This is a genomic window from Streptomyces sp. NPDC020192 (genome assembly GCF_044388685.1).
In the GTDB taxonomy this organism is placed as follows: domain Bacteria; phylum Actinomycetota; class Actinomycetes; order Streptomycetales; family Streptomycetaceae; genus Streptomyces.
On the sequence record NZ_JBIRXG010000023.1, the window covers coordinates 134,035 to 153,873 of the forward strand.

Annotated in this window: 13 protein-coding genes, 1 tRNA gene and 1 rRNA gene; 2 read left to right on the forward strand and 13 right to left on the reverse strand. The window is 70.1% G+C overall.

What is annotated here, in order from left to right; genetic code table 11:
• The first annotated feature begins 26 nt into the window (after positions 1–26).
• Positions 27–791, forward strand: a complete 765-nt coding sequence (locus ACH47Z_RS35180; protein WP_399081096.1) for an SDR family NAD(P)-dependent oxidoreductase — start codon at positions 27–29, stop codon at positions 789–791.
• Here the strand turns inward: ACH47Z_RS35180 and ACH47Z_RS35185 are convergent.
• The 10 genes from ACH47Z_RS35185 to ACH47Z_RS35230 all read right to left on the reverse strand — a co-directional run bounded on the left by ACH47Z_RS35185 (position 739) and on the right by ACH47Z_RS35230 (position 15,594).
• Complete coding sequence (locus ACH47Z_RS35185) at positions 739–1,017, reverse strand: hypothetical protein (RefSeq protein ID WP_399081098.1); 279 nt, start codon at positions 1,015–1,017, stop codon at positions 739–741. The genes ACH47Z_RS35180 and ACH47Z_RS35185 overlap by 53 nt on opposite strands.
• A 137-nt stretch (positions 1,018–1,154) precedes the next feature.
• Positions 1,155–1,625, reverse strand: coding sequence for a Dps family protein (locus tag ACH47Z_RS35190; RefSeq protein ID WP_399081128.1), 471 nt, complete (start codon positions 1,623–1,625; stop codon positions 1,155–1,157).
• A gap of 183 nt (positions 1,626–1,808) precedes the next feature.
• Positions 1,809–2,183, reverse strand: a complete 375-nt coding sequence (locus ACH47Z_RS35195; protein WP_351209052.1) for a helix-turn-helix transcriptional regulator — start codon at positions 2,181–2,183, stop codon at positions 1,809–1,811.
• A 109-nt stretch (positions 2,184–2,292) separates the two neighbouring features.
• Complete coding sequence (locus ACH47Z_RS35200) at positions 2,293–2,838, reverse strand: CinA family protein (protein WP_399081100.1); 546 nt, start codon at positions 2,836–2,838, stop codon at positions 2,293–2,295.
• The gene (gene pgsA / locus ACH47Z_RS35205) at positions 2,835–3,593 is read right to left on the reverse strand and encodes a CDP-diacylglycerol--glycerol-3-phosphate 3-phosphatidyltransferase (RefSeq protein ID WP_399081102.1); all 759 of its coding nucleotides are present in this window, start codon (positions 3,591–3,593) and stop codon (positions 2,835–2,837) included. Before pgsA ends, ACH47Z_RS35200 begins: the two co-directional genes overlap by 4 nt.
• Positions 3,590–5,062, reverse strand: coding sequence for a 30S ribosomal protein S12 methylthiotransferase RimO (gene rimO / locus ACH47Z_RS35210; RefSeq protein ID WP_399081104.1), 1,473 nt, complete (start codon positions 5,060–5,062; stop codon positions 3,590–3,592). Before rimO ends, pgsA begins: the two co-directional genes overlap by 4 nt.
• A 76-nt stretch (positions 5,063–5,138) precedes the next feature.
• Positions 5,139–5,981 carry a helix-turn-helix domain-containing protein gene (locus ACH47Z_RS35215; protein ID WP_399081106.1) on the reverse strand — a complete coding sequence of 281 codons (843 nt, stop codon included), beginning with the start codon at positions 5,979–5,981 and terminating at the stop codon, positions 5,139–5,141.
• Between the two features lie 282 nt (positions 5,982–6,263).
• Complete coding sequence (locus ACH47Z_RS35220; protein WP_399081108.1) at positions 6,264–9,023, reverse strand: DNA translocase FtsK; 2,760 nt, start codon at positions 9,021–9,023, stop codon at positions 6,264–6,266.
• Between the two features lie 124 nt (positions 9,024–9,147).
• Complete coding sequence (locus ACH47Z_RS35225; RefSeq protein WP_399081110.1) at positions 9,148–9,828, reverse strand: two-component system response regulator; 681 nt, start codon at positions 9,826–9,828, stop codon at positions 9,148–9,150.
• Between the two features lie 309 nt (positions 9,829–10,137).
• On the reverse strand, positions 10,138–15,594 hold the full coding sequence (locus ACH47Z_RS35230; protein WP_399081112.1) for a HAMP domain-containing protein: 5,457 nt from the start codon (positions 15,592–15,594) through the stop codon (positions 10,138–10,140).
• A 417-nt stretch (positions 15,595–16,011) separates the two neighbouring features.
• On the opposite strand from ACH47Z_RS35230, the gene ACH47Z_RS35235 reads away from it, so the two are divergent.
• Positions 16,012–18,771 carry a SpoIIE family protein phosphatase gene (locus tag ACH47Z_RS35235; RefSeq protein ID WP_399081114.1) on the forward strand — a complete coding sequence of 920 codons (2,760 nt, stop codon included), beginning with the start codon at positions 16,012–16,014 and terminating at the stop codon, positions 18,769–18,771.
• Between the two features lie 40 nt (positions 18,772–18,811).
• Here the strand turns inward: ACH47Z_RS35235 and ACH47Z_RS35240 are convergent.
• The 3 genes from ACH47Z_RS35240 to rrf form a co-directional block, all read right to left on the reverse strand.
• Positions 18,812–18,884 (reverse strand) — tRNA-Thr (locus ACH47Z_RS35240).
• Between the two features lie 84 nt (positions 18,885–18,968).
• Positions 18,969–19,631, reverse strand: coding sequence for a DegT/DnrJ/EryC1/StrS family aminotransferase (locus ACH47Z_RS35245; RefSeq protein WP_399081130.1), 663 nt, complete (start codon positions 19,629–19,631; stop codon positions 18,969–18,971).
• Positions 19,632–19,747: 116 nt separating this feature from the next.
• A 5S ribosomal RNA gene (rrf, locus tag ACH47Z_RS35250) occupies positions 19,748–19,839 on the reverse strand; the annotation flags it as partial.

A 19,839-nucleotide genomic window follows, 5' to 3' on the forward strand; every position in this document is an offset into this window, starting at 1 on the left:
GTCAGAAATGCTCGTACGGTCGCTGCATGCCCCTCACCGCGTACGACCTCACCGGACGCACCGCGTTCGTCACCGGAGCCGCCGGCGGTATCGGCCGGGCCAGTGCCGTCCTGCTCGCCGAGGCGGGTGCGACGGTGCACTGTGCCGACCGGGACGCGGACGGCCTGCACGGCACGGCCGCGCAGATCAAGGACCACGGCGGCACGGCCCTCGTACACGTCCTGGACGTCGCCGACCGGACCGCGCTCGCCGAGGCCGTACGGTCCTGCGAGCGCCTGGACGTGATGGCGGCGATCGCCGGGATCATGCACAGCAGCCCGGTGCTGGAGACCCGCGACGAGGATCTCGACCGGGTCCTGGACGTCAACTTCAAGGGCGTGCTGTACGCCTGCCAGGAGGCGGCCCGGCTGATGCTCGCCCAGGGCACCCGGGGCAGCATCGTCACCATGGCGTCCGGCGCGGTCGACACCGGCAGACCGGGGCTGCTCTGCTACGGCGCGGCCAAGGCGGCCGTGGTCCAGCTGACCAGGACCCTCGCCACCGAGGTCGGCCCGCACGGCATCCGGGTCAACGCGGTCGCGCCGGGCTGGATCCGCACCCCCATGACACAGCGTCACGACGGCGAGGCCCAGGCGCACACCGAGGGCATGATGGCCCGGATGGCGCCCCTCGGCCGGGTCGGCGAGCCGGACGACGTCGCCCACGCGGTGCTGCATCTGGCGTCGGACGCCTCGCTGTTCACGACGGGTCAGATACTTCGCCCGAACGGGGGTGTGGCGATGCCCTGGTGACGTCTCCGGCCCGCCAGGCCGCCCCCCAGCGCCCCGTCGGCAGCGCCCCGTCCGCCCGCCCCTTGGGCACACAGTGCACGGGCAGCACGCTCAGCCCCCACCCGCCGGCCACGACGGCGCCCTCCACCACACCCGGGCTCTGCCCCAGGGCGAGCCGCAGCACGGCCCACCACCACACGGCCGTGAGCCCCAGCCCGAGCGCCCAGCGCACTGTCCGCGCCACCATGGCCGCCATCACCTCCTGCGAGACGCTAGACCGCCGCCTGTCCGGCGCGGGAGGCGCATCGAGGGCTCATCGATGCACATTGTCGAGCCACGGTCGAGCCGCATGAGACAGCGCGTCGAGCGTCCCTGGACGAGCCGCTACGCGTTCTCCGCCTGGAACATCCAGTGATGCTTCTCCAGATCCGCGGTGATCCCGATGAAGATGTCCTGGGACACCGGATCCGGCTCCGCCGTGGCGGCCACCCGCTCCCGCATCCGGGTGATCACGGCGCCGAGCGCGTCCACCATCGCTCTGACCGCGTCCCCGTCCTTGATCCAGCCCGCCGGAGTGGTGCCGATGCCGCTGGACGAGGCCACCGTGGCCGCGCGCCCGTCGGGCGGGACGCCGAGGGCGGAGGCCCGCTCGGCCACCGTGTCGGAGTGGGTGCGCGCGGAGGCGACGACCTCGTCGAGCTGCAGGTGGATGGACCGGAAGCGCGGCCCGACGACGTTCCAGTGGATCTGCTTGGCGACCAGCGAGAGATCCACCAGGTCGACGAGGGCGCCCTGCAACGCCTCGGACACGGTCTTCAGGTCCGCGTCGGGCAACGGGCTCTTCACGACGTACATCCGCTTCCTCCGGTGCTTCGGCGCCGTCACGTCCCTCCACCATGACCGCACCGCACAAACCCGGCAAACGGACGCAACCCGGGCCGAGAACGAGACAAGCCCCGGCCGCCTCCCCCAGGTCTCCCTGGAGCAGCCGACCGGGGCTGTCACTCGTATCGGGTCACCGGGCCGCGCGCGCGAACCTCACGCGGCGACCACGTCCACCGCCCCGGCGGGCGCCTTGATGGTCACCCGTTCCGGTGGCACACCGGTCACCGAGACGGAACCCAGCACCGGACGGACCGGCGTGGGCACGGGCTCGGTGGCCGCGGCGGACTGGGCCAGCTCGGCGAGCGCCAGCTCGTCGCTCACTTCTCGCATGAGTTCCGACATCCGTACGTCCAACGCGTCGCAGATGGCGGAGAGCAGCTCGGAGGAAGCCTCCTTCTGCCCCCGCTCCACCTCGGAGAGATAGCCGAGTGAGACTCGGGCGGACGAGGAGACTTCGCGCAGAGTACGGCCCTGGCGTTGGCGCTGCCGACGCAGCACGTCACCCAGCAGGCGACGGAGCAGAATCATCGGTGGCTCCCTCCTCGGACCGCGTAGCCGCATCCTTCTCGCCCCACCGTACCGCCTCGCGCTGCGGCCGTGCGGGGAGCGATGTCGTGTTCACTCAGGGCTGCAAACATCAAAACCCCCCGTTCCGTTCCGTATCCTGTGCCCGCTCATTCCCGGTCTGTTCGCCCGCAAGCTGCTTCAGGAGCACTGCGAGTACGCTCCGTACACTCTCCATACGAATTTCCGCACGGCTGCCGTTCAACCGCAGAGCCTCCACTTTTCCGCCACCGGCAGAACCGGCACGGTCGGTGAACGGCCCGTCGGCGGCCACGAACACCGTCCCGACGGGCTTGCCGTCCTGCGGGTCGGGGCCGGCGACTCCGGTGGTCGCGAGACCCCAGTCGGCGCCCAGAGCCTTGCGTACTCCGGCCGCCATCTGGGCCGCGACCTGCGGATCCACCGCTCCCTGCCGTGCCAGCAGGGCGGCGTCGACGCCCAACAGCTCGTGCTTCAGCTCCGTGGCGTAGGCGGTGACCGACCCCCGGAACACCTTGGACGCTCCGGGGACCGCGGTGATCTCCGCCGCCACCAGGCCACCGGTGAGCGACTCGGCGACGGCGAGGGTCTCGCCCCTCACAGTCAGTAGTCGCACCAGCTCGGTGGCCGTGGAACTCACGCTTCCTCATCCTCCAACGCCGCCGCGCGCTCCGCGATTCCCTCTCGGCGCAGCACAATGGCCTGTCTTACATAGTCGAGACCGGTGACGACGGTGAGGACGACCGCCACGGCCATCACCCAGAACCTCAGAGTCGCCAGCCACCCCGTCAGTGCCAGGACGTACATCCCGACGGCCACGCCCTGGGTGAGCGTCTTGAGCTTGCCGCCCCGGCTCGCGGGGATCACGCCGTAGCGGATGACCAGAAAACGCAGAAGTGTGATGCCGAGTTCCCGGCCGAGGATCACGGCGGTGACCCACCACGGCAGGTCGCCCAGGGCGGACAGACAGATGAGCGCCGCCCCCATGATCGCCTTGTCGGCGATGGGGTCGGCGATCTTCCCGAAGTCCGTGACCAGGTTGTAGGTACGCGCCAGATGCCCGTCGAACAGGTCGGTGATCATGGCGACGGCGAAGGCCGCCCAGGCCAGTGAGCGCCAGGCCGGGTCGTAGCCGCCGTTCGCCAGCATCAGGGCCACGAAGCCGGGCACCAGCACCAGCCGGAGCATGGTCAGCAGATTGGCGACGTTCCAGACGCTCGCCTGGTTGACGGCCGCGGCCGCGATCTTCCCGCCCCGCGCGGGCTTGCCGCCGTTGTCGGTGCCAGGAGCAGTACCGGAGGCCTCGGACCGGGTGCCGTCGGCAGCGGCGGCGGAACCCCGGGGGCCCTGTGCGCCGGAGGAGCCGCCTGCGGCGGATGCCGGGACTCCGGTCATCTGCCCGCCTCCTCACTACATGCGAGCGAGCCGGCCAGCGGCTCGGCCACCAGGTCGACACCTTCCGTACCGACCACCTTCGCCTCGACCATACGTCCGACGCTCAGGCCTCCGCCGCTCGTGAGCAGCACCTGGCCGTCGGTCTCCGGCGCCTGGTGCGCGGCGCGGCCGTAGACGCCCTCTTCCTCGTCCACGGACTCGACCAGGACGCGCACGGTCTCGCCGACGCGCTCCTCGGCGCGCTGCGAGACGAGCTCCTCGGCGAGCCGGGAGATGTGCGCGAGCCGCTCGGCCACGACGTCCTCGTCCAGCTTGTTCTCGTACGTCGCCGCCTCCGTGCCCTCCTCGTCGGAGTAGCCGAAGACACCGATGGCGTCCAGGCGGGCGCCGGTCAGGAACCGCTCCAGCTCCGCCAGGTCGGCCTCGGTCTCGCCGGGGAAGCCGACGATGAAGTTGGAGCGCACGCCGGCCTCGGGGGCCTTGCTGCGGATGGTGTCGAGCAGCTCCAGGAAGCGGTCGGTGTCGCCGAAGCGGCGCATGGCCCGCAGCACGTCGGGCGCGGAGTGCTGGAAGGACAGGTCGAAGTACGGGACGACCTTGGGGGTCGAGGTCAGGACGTCGATGAGCCCCGGGCGCATCTCGGCCGGCTGGAGATAGCTCACGCGCACCCGCTCGAGGCCGTCGACCTCGGCCAGCTCCGGCAGCAGGGACTCCAGCAGGCGGATGTCGCCCAGGTCCTTGCCGTAGGAGGTGTTGTTCTCGGAGACCAGCATGATCTCCTTCACGCCCTGTTCGGCCAGCCAGCGGGTCTCGTTCAGCACGTCGCTCGGGCGGCGTGAGATGAAGGAGCCGCGGAAGGAGGGGATGGCGCAGAAGGAGCAGCGCCGGTCGCAGCCGGAGGCGAGCTTCACCGAGGCGACCGGGGAGCCGTCGAGACGGCGACGCAGGGGCGCGCGCGGGCCGGAGGCGGGCGCGACGCCGTCGGGGAGGTCCGCCGGGCCGTGGCCGGGCAGTGCGACGGCGGCGGCCGATTCCTGCCGCTCGGCCGGGCTGATCGGCAGCAGCTTGCGGCGGTCGCGCGGGGTGTGGGAGGCGTGGATGCCGCCGGACAGGATGGTCTGCAGGCGGTCGGAGATGTCCGCGTAGTCGTCGAAGCCGAGCACGCCGTCGGCCTCGGGCAGCGCCTCGGCCAGCTCCTTGCCGTACCGCTCGGCCATGCAGCCCACGGCCACGACAGCCTGGGTTCTCCCATGGTCCTTGAGATCGTTGGCCTCGAGGAGGGCGTCGACGGAGTCCTTCTTCGCGGCCTCGACGAAGCCACAGGTGTTGACCACGGCGACGTCGGCGTCCGCGGCGTCCTCGACGAGCTGCCAGCCGTCCGCCTCCAAACGGCCTGCGAGCTCCTCCGAGTCCACCTCGTTACGGGCGCAGCCGAGAGTGACGAGTGCGACGGTACGGCGTTCAGGCATGGGCTCAAGAGTACTTTGTCTCACTGACAGCCCACGTCGACGGGGTCAGGGCCTCCCCGGCGGACCGCAGGGCAGATCACCCCGCGACCGGGTCGCCCTTCGTGTACGTCAGGCGCTCCACCGCGCCCGGCTGGAAGTTGTCGTCGATCTTCTTGCCGTTGACGTACAGCTCGATCGCGCCGGCGTCGCCGAGGATCAGGTTGATCTTGGAGCTGTCCTGGAAGGTCTTGGACTCGCCCTTCTTCAGCAGCCCGTCGAAGAGCATCCGGCCGTTGTGGTCCTTGGCCGAGATCCAGCTGCGTCCGTTCGGCGCACTGACCTGCACGGTCACCTTGTCCTGGGGGGCCGCGGCGATGGCGCTGTCGGAGGGCTCGCCGGTCGGCTGGGCGGGCTTGTCCTTCTTCGGCGTGGGCGAGGCGGACTTACTGGCGGAGGACTTGGCGCCCTCGGCGACCTGGGTCTTGGAGTCGTTTCCGCCGTCGCCGCCCTTCAGCGCGGTGAAGCCGACGAATCCGATCACGACGACGATCGCGGCGACCATGGCCGCGGTCCAGTTCGGCCCGCGCCGCTCGGGACGGATCCGTTCCGCCTCGAACAGGGGGGCCGCCGGAGTGGGAGCGGGACGCCCGCCGTGCTCGGCGTCGTACTGGGCGATCAGGGGCGCGGGATCGAGATGGACGGCCTTGGCCAGCGTGCGGATGTGCCCGCGCGCGTACACGTCGCCGCCGCAGGGGGCGAAATCGTCCGCCTCGATGGCGTGCACGATGGCGATACGGACACGAGTGGCACTGCTGACGTCGTCCACGGTGAGCCCGGCCGCGATCCGCGCCTGCTGCAGGGCGCGGCCCACGGAGACACGGGGTTCCTGGGACTCGTCTGGGAACGGACGCTCGTCTTCAGGGGAGTTGCCGATGGACACGGGGGCGCCTTTCGAGCGTGTAGCCACCTGTGCTGGAAGCTCAGTCTAGGGGGGGTACGAAAGGGTGGGGCAACCGGGCGGTCGGACCTTTACGCCATCGGAATGGCCGGTCGTCCCGACGGTCGAACAGGCAGATGTCCCATGGTGGGACGCCTGCCCGTCCTCTCGCTCAACTTGACGTACCACAAAGGGAAACGGTTGCCCGCTCATCTCTAACGGGTGGGTCACGACGATCCGGCCACCCGGCGTAACCCGTGTCCGCCGGACGGCCCTTCGCACTACCTACCCGTCAGACTCCCCGCGGATCACCGCGAGCACGCCGTCCAGCTCGTCAGGCTTCACAAGAACATCACGTGCCTTGGAGCCCTCGCTGGGCCCCACGACGCCCCGGGACTCCATGAGGTCCATGAGCCGCCCGGCCTTGGCGAAGCCCACGCGCAGCTTGCGCTGGAGCATGGAGGTCGACCCGAACTGCGTGGAGACGACCAGCTCGGCCGCCTGGCACAGCAGGTCGAGGTCGTCGCCGATGTCCTCGTCGATCTCCTTCTTCTGCTTGGTGCCGACCGTGACGTCGTCCCGGAAGACCGGCGCCATCTGGTCCTTGCAGTGCTGTACGACGACGGCGACCTCGGCCTCGGTGACGAAGGCGCCCTGCATACGGGTCGCCTTGTTCGCCCCCATCGGCAGGAACAGCCCGTCGCCCTTGCCGATCAGCTTCTCGGCGCCGGGCTGGTCGAGGATGACCCGGGAGTCGGCCAGCGAGGAGGTGGCGAAGGCCAGCCGGGAGGGCACGTTGGCCTTGATCAGACCGGTGACCACGTCGACCGACGGGCGCTGGGTGGCGAGCACCAGGTGGATGCCCGCCGCGCGCGCGAGCTGCGTGATGCGCACGATCGCGTCCTCGACGTCACGCGGGGCGACCATCATCAGGTCGGCCAGCTCGTCCACGATCACCAGCAGGTACGGGTACGGCTGGAGCTCGCGCTCGCTGCCCTCGGGCAACTTCACCTTGCCGTCCCGGATGGCCTGGTTGAAGTCGTCGATGTGCCGGAATCCGAACGCGGCGAGGTCGTCGTAGCGCAGGTCCATCTCGCGTACGACCCACTGGAGCGCCTCGGCGGCCCGCTTGGGGTTGGTGATGATCGGCGTGATCAGGTGCGGGATGCCCTCGTACGCGGTCAGCTCGACCCGCTTGGGGTCGACCAGGATCATCCGGACGTCCTCCGGGGTCGCCCGCATCATGACCGAGGTGATCAGGCAGTTGATGCAGGACGACTTGCCCGAGCCGGTGGCGCCGGCGACCAGCATGTGCGGCATCTTGGCCAGCGAGTGCATGACGTACCCGCCCTCGACGTCCTTGCCGAAGGCGACCAGCATCGGATCGTCGTCCTCGGCGGACTCCGCCAGCCGCAGCACGTCACCGAGGTTGACCATCTCGCGGTCGGTGTTCGGGATCTCGATGCCCACCGCGGACTTGCCGGGGATGGGGCTGATGATCCGCACGTCCGGGCTGGCGACCGCGTACGCGATGTTCTTGGTCAGCGCGGTGATCCGCTCGACCTTCACGGCCGGGCCGAGCTCCACCTCGTAGCGGGTGACCGTCGGGCCGCGGGTGAAGCCGGTGACGGCCGCGTCGACCTTGAACTCGGAGAAGACCTGGGTGAGCGAGGCGACTACGGCGTCATTCGCCTCGCTGCGCGCCTTGCCGGGGCCGCCACGGGTGAGGAGGTCCAGGGAGGGAAGCGCGTAGGTGATGTCCCCGGAGAGCTGGAGCTGCTCCGCGCGCGGGGGCAGGTCGCGGGGCTCCTCGGGGGCCTTCTTGGTCAGGTCGGGGACGATCCCGGGCTGGAGCTTCTCCTGCTTGGGGCGCGCGGCCGGGACGGGCGAGGGCGCGGGGGCCGGCGCGGGGTCGGGCGTGGGCGTGGGCACCGGGGTGGTCTCTTCGCGCCCACCGATGCTGACGCCCTGGGTGAGGTCGGCGACCAGCGGGGAGGGCGGCATGCCGTGCAGCACGGCACCGTCGAGCGCGGCAGCGGCGGCCGCTGCGACGTCCACGGCGTCCATCTGGCGCTGCGGATCCGGCTGGGGCACCGCGGAGCGCCTGGGGCGGCCGCGGCGGTGCGAGAGGGCGTCTTCCTCGGCGCTGTCCGGGTCGTACGCCTGGGGGGCGCTCGAGCGCCTGCGGGGGCGCGCGGGCAGCGCCTCGCGCCACTGCTCGTCGTAGCGCGCGTCGTCGTCGGTGTACTCCTCGTACCCCTCGGCCTCATGGTCGTGCAGCACGCCCAGGCGCACGCCGAGCGCCCGCAGCCGCTGCGGGATGGCGTTGACCGGGGTGGCGGTCACCACGAGCAGACCGAAGATCGTCAGCAGTACCAGCAGGGGTACGGCGAGCACGTCGGTCATGGTGTACGTCAGCGGGGTCGCCGCCGCCCAGCCGATGAGGCCGCCGGCGTCCCTTATCGCCTGCATGCCGTCGCTGCGCGCGGGCGAGCCGCAGGCGATGTGGACCTGCCCGAGCACGCCGATGACGAGCGCGGACAGGCCGATCACGATCCGCCCGTTGGCCTCCGGCTGCTCCGGGTGCCGGATGAACCGTACGGCGATCACCGCGAGCAGTATCGGCACCAGCAGGTCGAGCCGGCCGAAGGCGCCGGTGACGAGGATCTCCACGAGGTCGCCGACGGGGCCCTTGAGGTCGGCCCAGGTACCGGCGGCGACGATCAGCGCGATGCCGAACAGCAGCAGCGCGATGCCGTCCTTGCGGTGGGCAGGGTCGAGGTTCTTCGCGCCCTGCCCTATGCCGCGGAAGACAGCGCCGACGGTGTGCGCGACACCGAGCCAGAGGGCGCGCACCAGCCGGTACACGCCCCCGGTGGGGTTCGGTGCCGGCTTCGGCGGCGCCGCCTTCTTCGCCGGGGCCTTCTTGGCGGGCGCCTTCTTGGCCGGGGCCTTCTTCGCTGCGGCCTTCCTCGCCGGAGCCTTCGCGGGAGCGGCCGCCTTCTTCGCGGGCTGCTTCTTGGCTGCGGAGGGACGTGAGGCCATGAGTGTGAGGTTACCGGGGGAGACGACAGCGGACACGCGTGGCCACAGCTTCACCCGTTCGTGTCGCCCTTGCGGGGATGCGGAACTGACGCACGCTCATGGCCAACCGCCGCCCGCGTGTACGTCAGTTCTGCGCCGGCACCGACGAACCGCTGGCCCCGGCGCCCGGCTCCAGGGCGTCCAGCGCGCGGCGCAGCCCGGTGAGTTTGCGCTCCAGATGGGCCGCCGTGGCCACCGCGGCCGCGTCCGCCGAGTCATCGTCCAGTTGCTTGGACAGCGCCTCGGCCTGCTCCTCCACGGCCGCGAGCCGCGCGGACAGCTCGGCGAGCAGCCCGGCCGACTCCTTGCCGCCGACCGCGCCCTTGCCGCCGCCCTCCAACTGCAGCCGCAGCAGCGCCGCCTGCTCCCGCAGCTGGCAGTTCTTCATGTACAGCTCGACGAAGACCGACACCTTCGCGCGCAGCACCCACGGGTCGAACGGCTTGGAGATGTAGTCCACCGCGCCCGCCGCGTACCCCCGGAAGGTGTGGTGGGGGCCGTGGTTGATCGCCGTGAGGAAAATGATCGGGATGTCCCGGGTCCGCTCGCGCCGCTTGATGTGCGCGGCGGTCTCGAAACCGTCCATGCCCGGCATCTGGACGTCCAGCAGAATGACCGCGAAATCGTCCGTGAGCAGTGCCTTGAGCGCTTCCTCCCCGGACGATGCCCGCACCAGCGTCTGATCGAGCGCCGAGAGGATCGCCTCCAGCGCCAGCAGATTCTCCGGCCGGTCATCGACCAGGAGGATCTTGGCCTTCTGCACCATGGCCCGCCCTCCTCGCCCCGGCGGTACACCGGGCGCCGCCCCAGGGGACGACTCCCTTTCGCCGCCCGTCCTTGTGCCGGTCATCGTAGCCGCACCCCGCCCGTCGCCACACCCTGTCACCGCGATGTCACTGTGCACGTAACGGAAACGCGGCACGGGCCGGGATGGTTCCCGGAATCCCGCATTCCCATACGTGCACAGCCCTCTCGAGCCCTACCTTCGCAGCCGCCTCACAGGGACAACTCCCGGCGCCCGCCGGAGGTTCCCCGAGTGTTCACATCCCGGCGGCCCCTCCTGTGACTTCTCCCGTCACTTGCCGGCCATCCACTGCCGCATCACGGCCAGCAGATGGTCCGGATCGACCGGCTTGGTCACATAGTCCGAGGCGCCCGACTCGATCGCCTTCTCCCGGTCGCCCTTCATCGCCTTCGCCGTCAGCGCGATGATCGGCAGCCCGGCGAACTGCGGCATCCTGCGGATCGCCGTGGTCGTCGCGTACCCGTCCATCTCCGGCATCATGATGTCCATCAGCACGACCGCCACGTCGTCGTGCTGCTCCAGCACCTCGATGCCCTCGCGGCCGTTCTCGGCGTACAGCACCGACAGACCGTGCTGCTCCAGCACGCTGGTCAGCGCGAACACGTTGCGGATGTCGTCGTCGACGATCAGCACCTTCTCGCCGCCGAACCGCACCGCGTGCGCGGGATGCGGCGTGCCCTCCTGCTCGGGTGCCGCCCACTGCTCGTGCCGCGGCTCGCCCTGCGGCAGACCGCGGCGGCGGCGCCGGAAGAGCGCCGCGGCGCCGTTCTGCGTCTCCCGGTACGACTTCACCTCGGCCGGGGTCTCGATCTCCACGGCGGACAGCTCCGAGGACGGCCTGGATTCGGAGGCGAGCAGCTCGCCCGCCCCCAGCGGGGGCACGGACTGCTGGTAGCCCTGCGGCGGCAGCTCGCTCGGGTGCAGCGGCAGGTACAGCGTGAACGTCGAGCCGCGGCCCGGTTCGCTCTGCGCGTGGATCTCACCGCCGAGCAGCTGCGCGATCTCCCGGGAGATCGACAGGCCGAGGCCGGTGCCGCCGTACTTGCGGCTGGTCGTACCGTCCGCCTGCTTGAACGCCTCGAAGATCACCCGCATCTTGCTGGCAGCGATACCGATGCCGGTGTCCGTCACCGAGAACGCGATCAGCGGCCCGTCCGGATCGGTCAGCGAACCGGCCTCCAGCAACTGCTCCCGGATGCCCACCGGGACGTCCGCGCCGGCCGGCCGGATCACCAGCTCCACCGAGCCCGAGTCGGTGAACTTCACCGCGTTCGACAGCAGGTTGCGCAGCACCTGCAGCAGCCGCTGCTCGTCGGTGTGCAGGGTCGCGGGCAGCTCCGGCGAGACCCGTACGGACAGGTCCAGGCCCTTCTCCGCGGTCAGCGGGCGGAAGGTGGCCTCCACGTAGTCCACGAGCTGGACGAGCGCGATACGCGTCGGTGAGACGTCCATCTTGCCCGCCTCGACCTTCGACAGGTCCAGGATGTCGTTGATCAGCTGGAGCAGGTCGGAGCCGGCGCCGTGGATGGTCTCGGCGAACTCGACCTGCTTCGGCGAGAGGTTGCCCTCGGCGTTGTCGGCGAGCAGTTTGGCGAGGATCAGCAGCGAGTTGAGCGGGGTGCGCAGCTCGTGCGACATGTTGGCGAGGAACTCGCTCTTGTAGCGCATCGACACCGCGAGTTGCTCGGCGCGCTCCTCCAGGACCTGCCGGGCCTCCTCGATCTCGGTGTTCTTCACCTCGATGTCGCGGTTCTGCCGGGCCAGCAGCTCGGCCTTCTCCTCCAGTTCGGCGTTGGAGGCCTGCAGCGCCTTCTGCCGGTTCTCCAACTCGGCCGACCGCTCGCGCAGTTGCTCGGTCAGCTCCTGCGACTGCTTCAGCAGCAGCTCGGTCTTGGTGTTGACCGAGATGGTGTTGACGCTGGTCGCGATCATCTCGGCGATCTGGTTGAGGAAGTCCTTCTGGATCTGCGTGAACGGCGTGAAGGAGGCCAGCTCGATGATGCCGAGCACCTTGCCCTCGAACAGCACCGGCAGCACGATCACCTGCGCGGGCGGGGCCTCACCGAGCCCGGAGGAGATCTTCAGATAGCCGCTGGGCGCGTCCGAGACCAGGATCGTGCGCTTCTCCTGCGCGGCCGTGCCGACCAGCGCCTCACCGGGCCGGAACGACGTCGGCATGGAGCCCATCGAATAGCCGTACGAACCCAGCATCCGCAGCTCGTAGTTGTCCTCGCCGTTGCCCACCGTCTTGCCCTCGACCATCGGCATCGCCAGGAAGAACGCGCCGTGCTGCGCCGACACCACCGGCGTCAGCTCGCTCATGATCAGGGAGGCCACGTCCTCCAGGTCGCGGCGGCCCTGCATGAGGGCCGAGATGCGGGCCAGGTTGCCCTTGAGCCAGTCCTGCTCCTTGTTGGCGATCGTGGTGTCGCGCAGGTTGGCGATCATCTTGTTGATGTAGTCCTGCAGTTCCTGGATCTCGCCGGACGCGTCCACGTCGATCTTCAGGTTCAGGTCACCACGGGTCACCGCGGTCGCCACGCGCGCGATGGCACGCACCTGCCGGGTCAGGTTCCCGGCCATCTCGTTCACCGACTCGGTCAGGTCCCGCCAGGTTCCGTCGACGTCACGCACGCGCGCCTGGCCGCCGAGCTGTCCCTCGGTGCCCACCTCGCGCGCGACGCGCGTGACCTCCTCGGCGAAGCTTGACAGCTGATCAACCATCGTGTTGATCGTCGTCTTCAGCTCAAGAATCTCGCCGCGGGCGTCAATGTCGATCTTCTTCGTCAAGTCACCCTTGGCGATGGCCGTGGTGACCATGGCGATGTTGCGCACCTGACCCGTCAGGTTGGACGCCATCTGGTTCACGGACTCGGTGAGGTCCTTCCAGGTACCGGCCACACCCGGTACGTGCGCCTGGCCCCCCAGGATGCCGTCCGTGCCCACCTCACGGGCCACCTTGGTGACCTGGTCGGCGAACGAACTCAGCGTCCTGACCATGGTGTTGATGGTGTCGGCGAGCTGCGCGACCTCACCCCGCGCCTCGATCGTCACCTGCCGCGTCAGGTCACCGTTGGCGACGGCCGCGGACACCTGCGAGATGTTGCGCACCTGCATGGTCAGGTTGTTGGCCATCAGGTTGACGTTGTTGCTCAGGTCCTTCCAGATACCGGTGACGCCCGGCACGTGCGCCTGGCCGCCCAGGATGCCCTCGGTGCCCACTTCACGGGCCACCCGGGTCACCTGCTCGGCGAAGCTGGACAGTTGATCAACCATCGTGTTGACCGTCGTGACCAGCTCAAGAATCTCGCCCTTGGCGTCAACAGTGATCTTCTTCGACAGGTCGCCCTTGGCCACCCCCGTCGTGACCTCGGCGATGTTGCGCACCTGGATCGTCAGGTTGTTCGCCATGAAGTTCACGGACTGCGTGAGGTCCTTCCAGGTGCCGGAGACGCCCTGGACCTCGGCCTGGCCGCCGAGGATGCCCTCCGTGCCCACCTCACGGGCCACCCGGGTGACCTCCTGGGCGAACGACGACAGCTGGTCCACCATCGTGTTCAGGGTGTTCTTCAGCTCCAGGATCTCCCCGCGCGCGTCCACGGTGATCTTCTGGGAGAGGTCACCGCGTGCCACGGCGGTGGCGACCTGCGCGATGTTGCGCACCTGGGCGGTGAGGTTGCCGGCCATGCCGTTCACGGAGTCGGTCAGGTCCCGCCACACACCGGCGACGCCGGGCACCTGAGCCTGACCGCCGAGGCGGCCCTCCGTGCCCACGTCACGCGCGACCCGGGTCACCTGGTCGGCGAAGGCGGACAGTTGATCAACCATCGTGTTGATCGTGTTCTTCAGCTCGAGGATCTCGCCGCGCGCGTCAACGTCGATCTTCTGGGACAGGTCGCCGTTGGCCACCGCCGTGGTCACCTGGGCGATGTTGCGCACCTGGGACGTCAGGTTGCCGGCCATGAAGTTGACGGAGTCCGTCAACTCCTTCCACGTGCCCGACACGCCGTCCACCCGGGCCTGACCGCCGAGCCGGCCCTCCGTACCCACGTCCCGGGCCATCCGCGTGACCTGGTCGGCGAAGCTCGACAGCTGGTCCACCATCGTGTTCACGGTGTTCTTCAGCTGGAGCATCTCGCCCGAGACGTCGACGGTCACCTTCTGCGACAGGTCGCCGTTGGCCACCGCCGTGGTCACCTGGGCGATGTTGCGCACCTGCCCGGTGAGGTTGCGGAATGCGGTGTTGACGGAGTCGGTCAGGTCCTTCCACGCACCGGCGGCACCGGGCACCTGCGCCTGGCCGCCCAGCTCACCCTCGACACCGATCTCCCGGGCCACCCGGGTCACCTCGGCACCGAACGCCGACAGCTGGTCCACCATGCCGTTGACGGTGTTCTTCAGCTCCAGCATCTCGCCGGCCACGTCCACCGTGACCTTCTGCGACAGATCACCGCTGGCCACGGCCGTCGTCACGGCGGCGATGTCCCGCACCTGCGTGGTCAGGTTCCGGAACACCGTGTTGACCGAGTCCGTCAGGTCCTTCCAGGTCCCGGCCGCGCCCGGCACGTTCGCCTGACCGCCGAGCCGCCCCTCCGCGCCGACCTCGTTCGCCACGCGCGTGACCTCGTCCGCGAAGATCCGCAGCGTCTCGGTCATCTGGTTGATCGTCTCGGCGAGCTGCGCCACCTCGCCGCGTGCCGGAACCGTCACCTTCTGCGACAGATCACCGTTCGCGACGGCGGTCGTGACCTGTGAGATCCCGCGCACCTGCGCCGTCAGGTTGCCCGCCATCGTGTTGACGGAGTCGGTCAGTTCCTTCCACACGCCGGCCACCTCGGGCACCTGCGCGCGACCGCCCAGGATGCCCTCGGTGCCCACCTCCCGGGCCACCCGCGTGACCTCGGAGGAAAAGGCCGACAGCTGGTCCACCATCGTGTTGACGGTGTTCTTCAGCTCCAGCATCTCACCGGCGACATGGACGGTCACCTTGCGTGACAGGTCACCCTTGGCGACCGCCGTGGTCACCAGCGCGATGTCGCGCACCTGCGCGGTCAGCCGGTCCGCCATCGTGTTGACGGACTCGGTCAGGTCCTTCCACGAACCCGACATCCCGCGCACCCGGGCCTGTCCGCCGAGCTTGCCCTCCGTACCGACCTCGCTGGCCACGCGCGTGACCTCGTCGGTGAACGTCGACAGCTGGTCCACCAGGTTGTTGACGGTACGGCCGACCTTCAGGAACTCGCCCCGCAGCGGATGCCCGGCGCCGTCGTCCGGCGCCTGCGTGCGCAGCTCCATCCGGGGCGACAGATCGCCCTCGGCGACCGCCGTCAGCACCCGGCTGACCTCCGACACCGGCCAGACGAGGTCGTCCACCAGCGCGTTGGAGGCGTCGATGGCGGACGCCCAGGAGCCCTCGCAGGCCCCCGTCTCCAGCCGTTCCGTGAGTTTTCCCTCACGCCCCACCATGCGCCGTACCCGGGACAGCTCACCGGTCAGATGCAGATTCCGGTCGGCCACCTCGTTGAAGACGGCCGCGACCTCCGACATCACCCCGTCCCCGGACACGGTGAGCCGCTTGCGGAAGTTGCCGTCACGCATCGCCACGAGAGCCGCCAGCAGACGGTTCAGGGCAGCCGTGTCCACGGCGGTGGTGCCGCCGTTCCTGCCCAGGGACGGTCCGCCTTTCGCGCGCGTCTTCGTGCCACGCGTCGCCGCGCCAGACTCCACTGTGTCCCTCCCGGAGGGGTAGACCACTACTGTTGTGCTCCGTGCTCGGCCGCCTCGGTCCCGGCGTGCCGGTCATCGGCATACCGGATACTTCCGCGTACCCGTTACTGCTGCGTATTTCTGCCAGACGAGATCCGGCCACACCAGAGGCTGCTGCCCGCCGTACACGGAACGCACGCAGCCTGGCCCGACCTTCATCAGAAGCTTGCCCAGTGTTTCACCTGGCCCGAACCAGGCCATAACAGTTCGGCAGCTTCGCACATCGCCCGCACACCGTGGGGGGTAAACACTCGCGACCGGCATCCGCTCGGACGGCGAAGGTAAGTAACCTTGCATGCGGCTGTCCAGCCGCACCGGTCCGACCGGCTTGGGCGGTGGCACGAGAACGAGCGGGCATCGGAGGGGCGGCCGCAGACCATGACCACCGGAGTCATCCCCGGGGGACAGCCCCCGGAGCCACAGCCGACGGGCGAGCTGCTGCCCCAGCAGCGAAGCGAGCCGGCCGGCCATGCTGCACTGCACGTCGACAACCGGCCGAGGAGTTCTGTGATCACCGCGCGCGCGGCCGCCACCTTCGAGCCCGTCGGACGATCGGTCGCGACCGCCCGGTCCTTCGTCCGCGACACCCTCCAGGGCTGGGGATTCGCCGACATCGTCGACGACGCCGTCGTCCTCACCAGCGAACTGGTGACCAACGCCGTCGTCCACGCGGGCACGCACGCGGACGTGCTCTGTCTGCGCACCGAGGACGGCGTGCGCATCGAGGTCTCCGACCGCTACCCCGAGCGCGAGGTCCCCCTGCAGAGCTCCGCCGCGACGATGGGCAGCCCCGACCGTGAGGGCGGCCGCGGCCTCCAGCTCGCCGCGGCCCTCGCCGCCCGCTGGGGCGTGGACTACACCCCCACCCACAAGAACGTCTGGTTCCAGCTGAACCTCCCCCAGCGCCCGGTCGGCACCCGCACCGCCGGCCCGTCCCTGCCGGCCGAGCTGCTCCCGCACGCCGACGGCCGGGTCCGCGTCGCCGTCCTCCAGGTCGACCGCAAGGGCGCCGTCACCGCCTGGAACGAGGACGCCGAGGACCTCTTCGGCCACACGGCGTCCGAGGTCATCGGCAGACCGCTCACCGAACTCGCGGCCTGGCCGCACACCCCCGGCACCAGCACCGGCGTCGCCGAGGCCCTCCAGCTCTCCCGCTGGGAGGGCAGCTACGGCATCCGCGGCGCCGACGGCCGGGTGGCCCCGGTCTACGCCTCCCACCTCAGGGTCCGCGACACCGGCGGCGAGCCCTCCACCGTCTGCCTCCTGGTACGGGAGCACGAGCGGGCCGTGCTCCAGACGCCGCCGCGCGTCCCGGCCGGCGACCAGAGCCAGTCCTCCGACGGCCAGAGCGCCGACCCGTTCGAGGTGTTCATCGGCTCCCCCGCCCCGGACGACCTCGACGGCCTCCTGCAGCGCACGGTGGAACGCGCGCGTGACATGCTCGACGGCGACTCCGCCTTCCTGCTGCTGGCCACCGATGACGAGACCGAGCTGGAGGTCCGCGCCTCCACCGGCCTGCCGTCCGCCCGCCAGCGATTCGCGCGCGTGCCCGTCGAAGCGGGCCCCGGCCGCTACGGCTCCGCCCGCATGCCCGCCGTCCACGAGGACCTCACGGCCGTACCCGGCGCCGTACCCCTGCTGAGCGGCACCGGCATGCGCTCGGTCGTCACGGTCCCGCTGAAGGTCGAGGGCCGCCTCACCGGCTCCCTCGGCGTCGCGGCCGAGGCGCCCGGCCGGTACTCCAACGAGGAGGCGCTGCGCCTGCAGTTCGCCGCCGACCGCATCGCCCTGGCCGTCGAATCGGCCCGCCTGGGCGAGCTGGAGCGCCTGCGCCGCGGCTCCCTGAGCTTCCTGGTCGAGGCCTCCGACCTGCTGGCCGGCACCCTCGACCGCGACCAGACCCTGGCCCTGATGGCCCAGATGACGGTACCGACCCTGGCCACCTGGTGCGCCGTCTACACGATCGCCGACCAGGCTTCGGACCCGTATCTGTCGTACGTCCTGCACGAGGACGAGGACCTCATCGACGGCATCAAGTCGCTGCTGTCCAAGATCGCCCCGCCGGACCCGGTACCGACTCCCGGCGCCCGCGTGTGGACCGTCCCCGCCGAGGTGGCCCACCAGGCGGCCCTGCGCACCTCCATGCGCACCCTCGGCCTGTCCGGCGGCCCCACGCACCCGGTCAGCGCCGGCATCGGCCCGACCCTCGCCACGGCCTCCGCGGTCGGCGGCGAGACGGTCGTCCTGCCGCTCGTCGCCCGCAACCGCGTCATCGGCATGCTCGTCCTCGGCAAACCCACCGACGAGCACTTCCGCCAGGAAATCCTGGAACTGGCCGAGGACCTGTCCCGCCGGGCCGCGCTCGCCCTCGACAACGCCCGCCTCTACTCGGAGCGCACGGCCATCAGCCAGGCCCTCCAGCGCAGCCTCCTCCCGCCCGGCACCCCGCACATCGACGGCGTCGAGGTGGAGGTCATCTACCGCGCGGCCGGCGAGGGCAACGAGGTCGGCGGTGACTTCTACGACCTCTTCCCCATCGGCGACGGCGCCTACGGCTTCGCCATCGGCGACGTCTGCGGTACGGGCCCCAACGCGGCGGCGGTCACGGGCCTCGCCCGGCACGCCCTGCGCCTGCTGGCCCGCGAAGGCCTCTCCGGCCCGGCGGTCCTGGAGCGCCTGAACTCCGCCATCCTCGACGAGGGCGACCGCAGCCGCTTCCTGACCCTCCTCTACGGCGAGATGCGCCTCCAGGAGGACGGCAGCGCCGAGCTGAAGGTGGTCTGCGCCGGCCACCCGCTCCCGCTGCGCCTGCGCCAGGACGGCACGGTGGTCACGGCCGCCGAACCCCAGCCGCTGCTGGGCGTCATCGAGGACCTGGAGCTGTACGAGGAGACGGTCACCCTCGACCCCGGTGACGTGCTGCTCTGCGTCACGGACGGCGTCACCGAACGCCGTGAGGGCACGCGCATGCTGGGCGACGACGGCCTCGCCGACGTCCTCACCACGTGCACGGGGCTGACGGCGGGCGCGGTCGCGGCCCGCATCATGCGCGCGGTGGAACGCTTCGCGTCCGACGCCCCGTCGGACGACATGGCGATTCTGGCGATGCGAGTGCCGGGAATCCACCAGGAAGCATGAGAAAGACCCCGCCCGAAAGGGCGGGGTCTTTCTTTTGGCGAGCCCCCAAACGGAATCGAACCGTTGACCTTCTCCTTACCATGGAGACGCTCTGCCGACTGAGCTATAGGGGCCTGTCATTTTCGAGGTTTCCCTCGCGGCGACGAAGAAACTGTACCCCGAACCAGCCCGAGTTCCCAAATTCGTTCGGGCCCCGATCAGAAGGCGGGCTGCAGCAGTCCGCCGAGCGCGTTGCACGCGGAGACGACGCGCTGCATCTCCCGCTTGGTGAGCGCGGCGTCCACGGGCAGCGCGAGCGTCTCGTCGGCGGCCAGCTCGGTCTCGGGCAGCGACACGCACCGCCGGAACTCCGGCAGCCGGTGCACGGGCGTCTTCACCGGCACCCGGCACTCAACTCCCCTGGCCCGCAGGGCTCGTGCGAAGGCGTCCCGGTCCGGCCGGCCGTTCCCCGGCACCCGTACGACGTACTGCTGATACGTGTGCCCGTCACCGCCGTCCGGCGTCCGTACGCCCTTGAGCTTGGCGTCGAGGTACGCGGCCCGCTGCCGGCGCTGCGCTATCTCGTCGTACGGCACCTCGGACTCGCCCTGCTCCAGCACCAGCAGCCCCTGCCGCTGCCCCAGCGCGTGCAGCCGCCCGATGTCAGCCCGCCGTCCGAACCGATGCACGGCAACGACCGCCACCGTACGGGCAGTTACGGCCGCCTCGACAGCGCCGGGGTCGAGGCAGTACGTCACCGGGTCTATGTCGGCGAACACCGGGAGGGCACCGGCCATGGTCACGGCCTCGGCGACTTCGACGTTTCCGAAGGCCGGTACGACGACCTCGTCACCCACTCCGACGCCGGCGGCCCTGAGCATTGCAGCAGTTCCCATGTGCTGGATGCTGGGCGCGCAGGGTGAACGACACGTTAAGGACAACGTAAAAAGGCCGGACCCCGAACCGAAGTTCAGGATCCGACCTTTTTGGAAGAATTGTTCGGCGGCGTCCTACTCTCCCACAGGGTCCCCCCTGCAGTACCATCGGCGCTGTGAGGCTTAGCTTCCGGGTTCGGAATGTAACCGGGCG